Genomic DNA, 12227 nt, shown 5'->3' with positions numbered 1-12227 from the left:
AATATTGATAACTTCACTCTAGCATCCGTCTGAAGACTTCGTTAGTTTGCCGTTAAGTTGCCCGGGAGAGCCTGATGACACTGAACCTGACCGTTCCACCTCAAACACATGCTGATTTTTCCCCGAAAATTACGGTTTTCGGCGTTGGTGGCGGCGGCACGAACGCAGTGGACAACATGATTGCGTCCAGCCTTCAGGGTGTGGAATTTGTTGTTGCCAACACGGATGCGCAGAGCCTGGCCAAGAGCCGTGCAGACCGCCGCGTGCAGCTTGGCCCGCATCTCACACACGGTCTGGGCGCTGGTGCGAAACCGGAAGTCGGCCGCGGCGCTGCGGAAGAAGCAGCGGATGAACTGGCCCGCTATCTTGATGGCTGCCACATGGTGTTCATCACCACAGGCATGGGCGGCGGCACCGGCACCGGGGCGGCTCCGGTCATCGCGCGTATGGCGCGTGAGCGGAATATCCTGACGGTTGGCGTTGTCAGCAAGCCCTTTGATTACGAAGGCAAGCGCCGCGCCCGTGTTGCGGAAGAAGGCATCAAGGAACTTCAGCAGTATGTTGATACGCTGATTGTCATCCCCAACCAGAACCTGTTCCGCGTGGCCAGCGAGCGTACAACGCTGCGTGAAGCCTACAAGATGGCTGACCATGTTCTCTACATGGGCGTGCGTGGCGTGACGGATCTGATGATGGCTCCCGGCTACATCAACCTCGACTTTGCCGATATCCGCAGCGTTATGGCGGAAATGGGCAAGGCCATGATGGGCACAGGTGAAGCCGAAGGCGAAAACCGCGCGGTTGAAGCCGCCGAGGCCGCCATTGCCAACCCGCTGCTGGAAGATACCTGCATGTCCGGTGCGCAGGGCCTGCTTGTGAACGTCACCGGCGGCGAAGACATGACATTCTTCGAAGTGGATGAAGCCTGTAACCGCATCCGCCGCGAAGTGGCTGAAGATGCGAACATGATCTTCGGCTCCATTATCGATGAAAACATGAACGGCAAGATCCGCGTGTCCGTTGTGGCAACGGGTATTGATATCGGTTCTCAGGGGAACGACCGCCCTCATCTGATGGCCGTTGAAACCGAAGCGCCGACCGAACAGCAGACACTGGCAACCGGCACCGGCCCGTCTGTCATGGCCAATCAGGCCCAGCCCGCCCCCACCATGCAGCAGCCTGCCCCGGCAGCGCCGCGCTACGATATGGGCGGCATGGGCATGCAGCAGCCGCCGCAGCAGCCTCGTCAGGCTGCTCCTGCCGCGCAGGCTTATCAGCCCCAGCCTCAGCCGGCTGGCCAGCATGCCTCTCCCCCGCCGGCACACAGCCTTCCCAGCCAGATGAACACGGCACCGGCCGCTGCCGCTCAGGCACAGCCCCAGCCGCAGCGCCCCGCCGCCTCCCCGCGTGCAGGCCTGTTCACGGAAGCGCCTCGCTCTCCTTACCTGCCGGATTCCAGCCAGCCCTCTTCACGCAGCCTGTTCGGGCGGGTGACCGGTGCGTTCCGCCGCACGGGCGCTCCGGACCAGCACAATGAACCCGCTATGGACTCCCACCCGATGGTCCGCCCTGTGGCACAGGGGCCGAGCGTGCGTCCGGCTGACACGGATGATACAGGACTTGAAATTCCGACCTTCCTGCGCCGCCAGTAAATAAGGCGCAGTTTTCTGCCGCGTCACCCCCAGTGGGTGGCGCGGTTTTTTATGTAATAGACGGCAATAATGATTGACTCGCCATAACGGCAGGCGGTCTCTAGCGTCAGGCTGCACGTCTTGTAAACCGCGCAGGGATTAAAGCCAGAGTCATGGACAGTCTGCTTATGGAACCGATGAGTCGCTCCGCCACGCCGGAGCCTGTTTCCGGACCCGCCCCCGCAGCTGTAAAATACCAGCCCTCTGTGCAGCACACGCTGCATCAGTCCATCTCCTGTGTTGGCACGGGGCTGCATACCGGCGCGCGGATTACCCTCACCCTGCACCCGGCTCCCACCGGCCACGGCATTGTTTTCAAACGCTCGGACCTGAACGCAGCCTCCCTGCCGGCCCGATTCGATTATGTGGTGGATACGCGCCTCAGCACCGTGCTGGGAGATGCCACCAACCCGGCCAACCGGGTTGCCACTGTTGAACATCTGATGGCCGCCCTGAACGGCTGCGGCATTGATAACGTGCTGGTTCTGGTAAGCGGCCCGGAAGTCCCGGTTTTTGACGGCTCCGCAGCGGATTTCGTGTTCCTGCTGGATTGCGCGGGCCGCGTTGCGCAGGATGCCGTGCGGCATCGTATTGACGTGCTTCGGCCCATCCGGGTGGAGCAGGCAGACGGGTTTGCTGAACTCACTCCCGCCCCGGTGAAGAACCTGCATCTGGCGCTCAGCATTGATTTCCCGGCAGAAGCCATCGGCAAACAGGCCTTTGAAACGGAACTGACAGCCGACACCTTCCGCCATGACCTTGCCCGCAACAGAACCTTTACCCTGCGGCAGGAAATTGAAGCCCTGCATAAAGCCGGTCTGGCGCGTGGCGGCTCGCTTGATAACGCCATTGTTGTGGATGGAGCCCAGATTCTCAATCCATCCGGCCTGCGTTGCCCGGATGAATTCATCCGCCACAAGGTGATGGATGCCGTGGGTGATCTGTATCTGGCTGGCGCACCCCTTCGCGCCCGCTTTACCGGCCATCGCTCCGGCCACTGCCTGAATAACAAGGTTCTCCGCGCCTTGTTTGCTGACCCCACAGCCTGGCGCTATGTGCCTGCACACGCAGGTTTTTCCCGCGCCGCGGCCTGAGTTCAACCACCCCAAAATGCAAAGAGCGCCTTCATTCCCTTTTCTTGAGCGCTATGCGTGCTATAAGACGGGTTCCATTTGAAGAGCCGGGATATCTGTGAGCCTCATCAATTCTCTTTCCGTTCGCTGCCGCATACGCCATCTGGCGTCGGCTGGTCTGCTTTTGGGCTTGTCCGGGTGCGGCCTGTTTGGCGGCGGGAAGCCCGCGCAGGTTCCCAAGCTGGCCTCACCGGAAACCCTGTACAATAACGGGATTGATGCTCTGCGCACCCAGCGTTACGTGCTGGCCGCCGCCGAGTTTGAGGTTCTCCAGCAGAATTACCCCTATTCCGGATACATCGCAAATGCGCAGCTCATGGAAGGGTATGCCTATTATCTGAAAGGCAAATACCCCGAAGCCGTGCAGCAGTTGAACCGCTTTATCGGCCTGCACCCCACCAGTGCGGATGCTGCTTATGCGTATTATCTGCGCGCCCTGTGCTTCTATGAGCAGATTGCGGACGTCAAACGGGACCAGCAGGGCACCGTGGAAGCCATGGATGCGCTGGAAGAAGTGATTACCCGCTTCCCGCAGTCACAATATGCGCGTGATGCCCAGTTGAAGATTGACCTCTGCCGAGACCATCTGGCGGGCAAGGAAATGCTGGTTGGCCGCTATTACCAGCAGGAACGCAATTACGAAGGCGCCATCAACCGCTATCAGCGCGTTGTGCAGGATTTCCAGACCACCAACCATGTGCCTGAAGCGCTTGAACGTATGGTGGAAGTCTATCTGGACCTCGGCCTGACGGATCAGGCCCGTAAATCCGCTATCGTGCTCGGCTATAACTATCCGGGCAGCAAGTGGTACCGTTATGCCTATAACGACCTGAAGCGCTACAAGCTGCTGAGCAACAATTTCCCCATTCCGGGCAAGGTGATCAGCGCCCCCGCCTCCTCTGGCGCTACCAGCCAGCAGCCGGCAGCCACAGGCACGGCCCCTGCGCCCTCCGCCATGTCGGGCGCACCCCAGCCGATGGACATTAAAAAAGCGCCGGTTGTGCCTGTCAAAAAACAGCCGGTTGAACAGGAAGTCGATCAGGCCCCGGCCCTGCGCTAAGCGGAACGGGATGAGCCAAAAACCAGACCCACGCCAGAGCCCCGCGCTCCGCGTGGGTTTGCTGTTTTGCGGGCAGACAAGACGGAAGACAAAGACTATAAGCTTCTGGAACGTATAGTGAACAGTCTTTCAGGCCGGACATCATCATGCTGACAAACCTTTCCATCAGGGACGTCGTACTGATTGAAGCACTGGATCTTTCCCTGCATTCCGGGTTTACAGCCCTGACGGGTGAAACCGGGGCGGGGAAATCCATCCTTCTGGACAGCCTCGGGCTGGCACTGGGGGAGCGCGCCAATGCAGGGCTGGTCCGCGCCGGAGCCGAAGAAGCCCGCGTAACAGCCAGCTTTGATATTCCCCAAACCCACGCGGCCTATGCCCTCCTGAAAGAACAGGACATTCCCGCCGAGGCGGGTGAACCGCTGATGCTGCGTCGCATTGTCTCCCGGGAGGGGCGCTCCCGCGCGTGGATCAACGACCAGCCCGTCGGCCTGACCCTGATGCGCCGCGTGGCGGTCTCGCTTGTCGAAATTCAGGGCCAGCATGAACAGATGGGGCTGGCTGATTCCAGCACGCATCGCGGCCTTCTGGATGCCTATGGCGTTTCCGGCACCCTGCTGGCCAGTGTGGCGCAGGCGTTTGATGCCTGGCAGGCGCTCAGCAAGGAACTGGACGCCGCCCGGAAAAGCCTGCTTGAGGCCGCGCGGGAAGAAGAGTGGCTGCGCCATACGGTGGATGAGCTGACAACACTCAACCCGCAGCCCGATGAAGAAGAGCAACTGGCCACGCAGCGCCATAGCCTGCAACAGTCAGAACGGCGCTCTGAAGCCATTGCCGCCGCGCTGGCGGAACTCACCCCGCGAGACCGCCGCAACAGCGGGCCTGCCGCCGCCCTGCGGGGGGCCAGCCGCGCCCTGCAACGGCTGCTCCCCCCTCCCTCGGCTGAAAAAACAGCAACAGACCCGCTGGAAGCCCGCACGAACGAAGCCCTCGCCGCACTGGAAAGTGCGGAAAACGCTCTGGCGGAAGCGGAAACCATGCTTTCCCGTCTGGCAGACGACTCTGAAGCCAGCCCGCGCCTGCTAGAAGAGATTGAGGAACGCCTCTTCACCCTGCGCGCAGCGGCCCGCAAGCATGACGTGACAGTAGACGACCTGCCTACACTTCTGGCGGATCTCTCCGCTCGGCTGACCGCACTGGAAACCGGCGCCACCCATCTCGACGCGCTGGAACAGGCCGTCAAAAACGCCCGCGCGCAGTATGAGGAAGCCGCCGCGCGGCTTTCTGCCGCACGGGAAAAAGCCGCGCGGAAAATGGAGCAGGCCGTCACGGGGGAACTCAAGCCCATCAAGCTCGACAAGGCCCGCTTCTTCGCACAGCTTCAGCCCCTTGCCCCTGAAAGCTGGAGCCGGCAGGGCATGGAGCAGGTCACGTTCCTGATTGCCGCCAACCCCGGCCAGCCCCCCGGGCCTCTGGCCAAGGTTGCATCCGGCGGGGAACTCTCCCGCCTGATGCTGGCCCTCAAACTGGTTCTGGCGGGACAATCCGGCATTGGCACGCTGGTGTTTGATGAAATTGACGCAGGCGTGGGCGGGGCCACAGCCGCCGCCATTGGTGAACGCCTGCACCGGCTGGCGCGCTCGGTGCAGGTGCTGGCTGTCACGCACAGCCCGCAGGTTGCCGCCAGTGCGGACGCCCACCTGCGGATTGGCAAAATTGTGCGGGATGGCCGCACCGCCACACATGCGGCTCCCCTCAGCCATGCCGAACGACAGGAAGAAATTGCCCGCATGCTGGCGGGTGATGTGATTACCGATGCCGCCCGCGCTGCCGCGGCCAGCCTGCTGAAACGTGACAATGACTGATTTCCCCGACCTCCCCACACTCACTCCAACGCAGGCCCGTGCTGAACTGGCGCGTCTGGCGGAGCTTATTGGCCGCTATAATACCGCCTATTATGCGGACGATGCCCCAGAAGTCAGTGATGCGGACTATGACGCACTCCGCCAGCGCTACGACGCGCTTCTGGCCCTGCACCCCGAGGCGGAGCCGGAAAACAGCGCGGCCCGCGCCGTGGGCGCCGCGCCGGACAGCGCATTTGGCAAACACCGGCATCTGGTGCCCATGCTCTCGCTGGACAACGTGTTCGATCAGGCGGAATTCGAAGCCTTTATCAGCCGCGCCACGCGCTTTCTGGGGCTGAACGACGAACAGGCTCAGGCGCTGGCTTTTGTGGCCGAACCCAAGATTGACGGGCTTTCCATCAGCCTGACGTATGAGAACGGCCAGTTTGTGCGCGGCACCACCCGGGGGGATGGCACCGAGGGGGAGGATGTGACCGCCAACCTGCGCACCCTGAAAGACCTGCCGCTCCAGTTGCAGGGGCGCGCGCCGGAACTCATCGAAATCCGTGGTGAGGTCTTTCTTTCAAAAGAGCATTTTCTGGCTCTCAATGCGGCGCAGGAAGCTCTGGGGCGCAAGCCTTTTGCAAACCCGCGCAATGCTGCCGCAGGGTCTTTGCGCCAGTTGGACCCGCGCGTTACGGAACGGCGGCCCCTCTCCCTCTTTGCCTACGCCATGGGGTTCTGCTCGGAAAAAATCACCCTCAGCCACTGGGAGTATCTGGAGCAGTTGCAGGCATGGGGCTTCCCGGTCAATCCGCTCTCGCAGCGTCTGGAAGCCGCGAGCGGCGCGGAGGCGTTTTTTGACAGGATCGGTCAGGAACGCGCGGCTCTGGCGTATGATATTGATGGTGTTGTCTATAAAATCGATAACCTGACCCTGCAGGAGCGTCTGGGCTTTGCAGGGCGCGCGCCTCGCTGGGCCGTTGCGTGGAAGTTCCCTGCTGAACAGGCCATTACAACGCTCAAGACCATTGAAATTCAGGTGGGCCGCACCGGTGCGCTCACGCCGGTTGCACATCTGGAGCCGGTCAATGTGGGGGGTGTGCTCGTCACCCGCGCAACGCTGCATAATGAAGATGAAATTGCCCGCAAGGATGTCCGTCCGGGGGACAAGGTGCAAATCCAGCGTGCGGGAGATGTCATCCCGCAAATCCTGTGTGTGGTTCCGCCTGCCCCGGATGCTCCGGCCCGGCAGGAGGCATTTCACTTCCCTGATCACTGCCCGGCATGCGGGGCTCTGGCCGTGCGGCCGGAAGGCGAGGCCGTGCGCCGCTGCACGGGGGGGCTGACCTGCCCGGCACAGATTGTGGAGCGGCTGATCCATTTTGTCTCGCGCACAGCGTTTGACATTGAAGGCCTTGGTGAACGCAGCATCCGGGAATTTTACGAGGCAGGATACCTCCACACCCCCGGCGATATCTTCCGGCTGCACACCCATGCCGAAGAGATCATGACGCGCGAAGGTTGGGGGGAGCAGTCCGTGCGCAACCTCATGCAGGCCATTGAGGCCCGGCGGACCATTCCGCTCTCACGCTTCATCTATGCTCTGGGCATCCGCCGTGTGGGGGAAAGCAATGCCCGCCTGCTGGCCCGCCATTACGGCTCCTGCGAGAACTGGGTAGCGCAACTGCGCAAGGCCGCCGTTATCGGCTCGGATGAACGGCTGGAACTCGGCTCCATCACAGGCATTGGCAGCGTTATCGCGGATGATCTGGTGGCGTTCATGCAGGAAGAGCATAACCTCAAGACTCTGGCGGATCTCACAGTCTCTCTGAACATCACGGATGAAGAGGCCGTGTCCGGCGGCGCACTGGCGGGCAAGACCGTGGTTTTCACCGGAACGCTCCATACCCTGAGCCGTCAGGAAGCCCGCGCCATGGCCGAGCGTATGGGGGCAAAAGTCTCTGACTCTGTCTCCAGAAAGACTGATCTGGTCATTCTGGGAGAAAAAGCCGGATCAAAAGCCAAAAAAGCGGAAGAGCTCAAAATCGCCACACTTGATGAAGCTGGCTGGAATGCGTTTTGCGCAGGGCTGGAGACGGATTTTTCTGCCTGATCTCGTAAAAAGAGTCGTTGCCGGAGCGTGAAATCTGCGCCATTCTCTGCAGCACCGATGGGGTGGATTTCGTCGTCCAAAATAAAAATAAAATTTCGCTCGCAGACCAACCTGTTCCTCCGTTTCGTTCTCCTCCCCGTCGTGCGGGTAACAGGGCTTCTGCGTTCGCAACAACCAAAGTGAACGGCAACATGACCAAGTGGATCTACAGTTTCGGCGCAGGCCAAAATGACGGCAACGCCGGAATGCGCAATCTCCTCGGCGGCAAGGGCGCCAATCTGGCAGAAATGTCCAATATCGGCCTGCCCGTACCGCCCGGATTTACCATTACCACTGAAGTCTGCTCAGCCTTTTATGACAATGGCCGCCAATATCCCCCTGAGCTGAAAGCCCAGTTGGATGATGCCATGGCTGCCGTCGAAAAGGCCATGGGCCTGCGCTTTGGCGATGCAGACGCCCCCCTGCTGGTTTCCGTGCGTTCTGGTGCGCGTGTTTCCATGCCCGGCATGATGGACACCGTGCTGAACCTCGGCCTGAATGACCAGACCGTTGAAGGGCTGGCCCGCTCTTCGGGCGATGCCCGCTTCGCATGGGACAGCTACCGCCGCTTTATCCAGATGTACGGCTCCGTTGTGCTCGGTGTCTCTCATCATCGCTTTGAAGATCTGCTTGAACAGACCAAACGTGAACTCGGCAAACATGATGATACCGAACTGACAGCCGAAGAATGGCAGATGGTCCTTAAAGGCTATAAGGACATCGTGCTGAACGAAACCGGCACCCCCTTCCCTGAAGACCCGCAGGATCAACTCTGGGGTGCCATTGGCGCCGTATTCGGCTCCTGGATGAACCCGCGCGCCAACACCTACCGCAGGCTGCACGATATTCCGGCAAGCTGGGGCACGGCTGTGAACGTGCAGTCCATGGTGTTCGGCAACATGGGTGAAGACTGCGCCACCGGGGTGTGCTTCACGCGTGACCCGTCCACGGGTGAAAACGTGTTCTATGGGGAATATCTGATCAACGCGCAGGGCGAAGACGTGGTGGCGGGTATCCGCACCCCGCAGCCCATGGCCGCCGAACGCGCAACGCCTGACCAGAACCCGATGGAAAAGGCCCTGCCTGAAGCCTATCAGGAAATGCTGAAGGTGCGTGACCTGCTGGAACGCCACTACAAGGACATGCAGGACATCGAGTTCACCGTGCAGAGCAACACGCTCTACCTGCTCCAGACCCGCTCCGGTAAACGGACGGCTGCGGCGGCTCTGCGCATTGCCATCGATATGGCGCAGGAAGGCCTGATCACGAAGGAAGAAGCCATCTCCCGCGTGCCGCCCGCCTCTCTGGACCAGCTTCTGCACCCGATTCTGGACCCCAAGGCTGAGCGCAAGCAGCTTGCACGCGGCCTGCCCGCGTCTCCTGGCGCTGCAACCGGTGTGATCGCTTTCTCTGCTGAAGATGTGGAAGACCGCGCCAGCAAGGGTGAAGACGTCATTCTGGTGCGTATCGAAACCTCTCCGGAAGACGTGCACGGCATGCACGCCGCCCGTGGCGTGCTGACCACCCGTGGTGGCATGACCTCCCACGCCGCCGTTGTGGCGCGTGGCATGGGTCGTGTCTGCGTGGCTGGTGCAGGCAGCATTCAGGTTGATTACGGCGCACAGACCATGACCGTAAACGGCCATACGCTGAAAGCCGGAGACTGGCTGACGCTGGATGGCGGCACAGGTGCTGTCTATCTTGGCCGCGTGCCGACCATTCCGCCCACCCTCTCCGGTGACTTCTCCACCCTTATGGGCTGGGCGGACTCCGTGCGCCGCCTTGGTGTGCGCGCCAATGCGGAAACACCGGAAGATGCAGCCACCGCCCGCCGCTTCGGCGCAGAAGGCATTGGCCTGTGCCGCACGGAACACATGTTCTTCGGCCCGGACCGGATTGGCCATATCCGCCAGATGATCATGACGGAAGAACCGAAGGCACGCGCCAAGGCGATTGATGCCCTGCTGCCGTTCCAGCGTGGTGACTTCACGGAGCTGTTCCGCATCATGGCGGGCCTGCCCGTAACCATCCGCCTGCTGGACCCGCCGCTGCACGAGTTCCTGCCGCATGGTGAAGCGGAACTGAAAGACGTTGCCACGGCTCTGGGGCAGGATATTGAAGCCCTGCGCGCCCGCCGCTCCGCACTTTCCGAATCAAACCCCATGCTTGGCCACCGTGGCTGCCGTCTGGGTATCAGCTACCCGGAAATCTACGCCATGCAGGTGCGTGCCATTGCGGAAGCCGCTCTGGCCGTCTCCAAGGAAACCGGCAAGGCTGTCATTCCGGAAATCATGATCCCGCTGGTAGGCACCAAGGCCGAGCTGGATCTGGTGCGCAAAGCGTGTGAGGCTGTGATTGCTGATGTTCTGAAGGAACAGAACGCGACACTCGACTATCGCATCGGGACCATGATCGAACTGCCGCGGGCTGCCATCACTGCGGACAAGATCGCAGAAAGTGCGGACTTCTTCTCCTTCGGCACCAATGACCTGACACAGACCACACTCGGCCTCTCCCGTGATGATGCCGGGTCCTTCCTGCCTGAGTATGTTGAAAAAGGCCTGCTCCCGCAGGACCCCTTCATCTCCATTGATCAGGAAGGCGTTGGCGCTCTGGTGCGCATGGGTGTTGAAAAAGGTCGTGCGGCAAAGCCGGACATCAAGCTTGGCATCTGCGGGGAACACGGGGGCGATCCGCTCTCCATTTCCTTCTTTGAAGAGGTCGGGCTGGATTACGTCTCCTGCTCTCCGTTCCGCGTCCCTGTGGCGCGTCTGGCAAGCGCGCAGGCCGCGCTGGCTGCCCGCCGCAAAGCAGTCAAAGCCTGAACAGGGCTGGCCGCCCCTTTTAAAGAGGGGCGGCCAATGCTTTACTTCACCCAGCCATGCAGCAGAATTCCTTAACCCTGCATCTTGTTTCTGAGGCCACCGGCCAGACGCTGGATGCTGTCGCTCGGGCGTGTATTGCCCAGTTCCCCAACACAGATGTCCGGCTGCGCCACTGGAACCTCATCCGCTCACGCCTCCAGTTGCGGCGCGTTCTCCGCCATATTGCGCTGGACCGTGGGCCGGTCATGTCTTCCCTGACGGACCCCGCCTTGCAGGCTGATATGGAAGCGGGCTGTACAAGCCTTCAGGTACGCCTGCTGGATGTGCTGGATAACGCGGTGGCGTTTCTTTCGACCGAGACGGGAGAAACCGCAACCCGTCACCCTGGCGGTCAATACATCATGGATGAGAACTATTATCAGCGGATAGAGGCCATGCACTACGTGCTGGCCCATGATGACGGGCAGGAAACGGATAACCTCAAGGAAGCGGATCTGGTGCTGGTGGGCGTCTCCCGCGTTTCCAAGACACCCACCTGCTTTTACCTTGCAAACAGGGGCATCAAGGCCGCCAACGTGCCACTGGTTATGGGCATTGAGCCGCCCCCCATCCTGTTTACACTGCAATGCCCGGTGATCGGCCTGACTATTGATCCGGAAACACTGATTGAAATCCGGCGCACCCGCCTTTCCCAGATGATGCCGACAAGCCGCCAGTCGGACCCGGCGGCAGATTATGCCTATATTGATCTGGAAAAAGTGCAGGAGGAACTGCGCTGGGCACGGCGCCTCTGTCGCCACCATAACTGGCCGGTGATTGACGTCACCCGTCGCTCTATTGAAGAAACGTCAGCCTCCATTCTGGATCTGACAGCAACGCAATAAGCCGAAGCGCACGAACGCCACTCTGGCGTTCGGAAAGCTCTGCCGTGAACACATTCTGTGACCAGTTCAGGCAGAGCCGCTCCGGGCACCTCAGCCCAAGAGCCTATGCCTTGATCTCGGCCTGGACGCAGCGTCCGCCAGACTGGCCCGACCGGTCAGTCCGCCATTTCTGACGGATCCAGACGCTGCACCCGAATAGCCTGACCTTGCGCATTATAATAAATAACGCTGCTGCCCCGGCGCTCGGCATAGCCGTCGGGTCGCCCGTCCTGCGTCCAGAACAGCAGACGGTTTGCATCAGCCTGTTCCTGCACCTTGTCCCCTTCCGGGCGATAACGGAACTTGCTGAAATCCTTGTGCGCGCGCGGCAGGGGCGGTTTTGCCGCCAGATGGTGCATATCCGGGCTTTTGTGGCCTTCCTCACCGTCATCATCATCTGCCAGTGCAGGAGAGACTGTCAGAACGGGTAATGCCACAGTCCACAGACCAGCAAACAGAAAACAGCCCTTACGGAACCAGTGTGCCATTGCGCGGTGATCTCCCACGTTCAAACTGCCTCAACCATGCTGAACTCTGCCCGGTTTTGGCTGGTTGCGCAATGAGGACACCTCTCCGCACACGCCCCTCCACCAAAG

The 12227-nt window shown here is 60.9% G+C and carries 8 protein-coding genes; 7 read left to right on the top strand and 1 reads right to left on the bottom strand.

What is annotated here, in order from left to right:
* Nucleotides 1-74 precede the first annotated feature (74 nt).
* The 7 genes from ftsZ (at nt 75) to GOB82_RS06795 (ending at nt 11592) form a co-directional block, all read left to right on the top strand.
* Nucleotides 75-1652, top strand: a complete 1578-nt coding sequence (ftsZ, locus tag GOB82_RS06825; RefSeq protein WP_166121435.1) for a cell division protein FtsZ — start codon at nt 75-77, stop codon at nt 1650-1652.
* 152 nt (nt 1653-1804) lie between these two features.
* Entirely contained in the window at nt 1805-2785 is a 981-nt protein-coding gene (gene lpxC, locus GOB82_RS06820) for a UDP-3-O-acyl-N-acetylglucosamine deacetylase (protein WP_166121433.1), read from the top strand.
* A gap of 91 nt (nt 2786-2876) precedes the next feature.
* A complete protein-coding gene (locus GOB82_RS06815) occupies nt 2877-3884 on the top strand; it encodes an outer membrane protein assembly factor BamD (protein WP_166121520.1) in 1008 nt (335 codons plus the stop codon).
* 146 nt (nt 3885-4030) lie between these two features.
* Entirely contained in the window at nt 4031-5749 is a 1719-nt protein-coding gene (recN, locus tag GOB82_RS06810; RefSeq protein ID WP_166121431.1) for a DNA repair protein RecN, read from the top strand.
* Nucleotides 5742-7844 carry an NAD-dependent DNA ligase LigA gene (ligA, locus tag GOB82_RS06805; RefSeq protein ID WP_166121429.1) on the top strand — a complete coding sequence of 701 codons (2103 nt, stop codon included), beginning with the start codon at nt 5742-5744 and terminating at the stop codon, nt 7842-7844. The genes recN and ligA overlap by 8 nt, the downstream gene beginning before the upstream one ends.
* A 191-nt stretch (nt 7845-8035) precedes the next feature.
* The gene (ppdK, locus tag GOB82_RS06800; RefSeq protein WP_166121427.1) at nt 8036-10708 is read left to right on the top strand and encodes a pyruvate, phosphate dikinase; all 2673 of its coding nucleotides are present in this window, start codon (nt 8036-8038) and stop codon (nt 10706-10708) included.
* Nucleotides 10709-10764: 56 nt separating this feature from the next.
* Nucleotides 10765-11592, top strand: coding sequence for a pyruvate, water dikinase regulatory protein (locus tag GOB82_RS06795; RefSeq protein WP_166121425.1), 828 nt, complete (start codon nt 10765-10767; stop codon nt 11590-11592).
* A 155-nt stretch (nt 11593-11747) separates the two neighbouring features.
* Here the strand turns inward: GOB82_RS06795 and GOB82_RS06790 are convergent, their stop codons facing one another.
* Nucleotides 11748-12119 carry a hypothetical protein gene (locus GOB82_RS06790; protein WP_166121423.1) on the bottom strand — a complete coding sequence of 124 codons (372 nt, stop codon included), beginning with the start codon at nt 12117-12119 and terminating at the stop codon, nt 11748-11750.
* Nucleotides 12120-12227 lie beyond the last annotated feature (108 nt).

The sequence above is a fragment of the Acetobacter farinalis genome, from assembly GCF_011516935.1.
In the GTDB taxonomy this organism is placed as follows: Bacteria; Pseudomonadota; Alphaproteobacteria; order Acetobacterales; family Acetobacteraceae; genus Acetobacter; species Acetobacter farinalis.
This window is presented reverse-complemented; position numbering and strand designations above follow the sequence as displayed.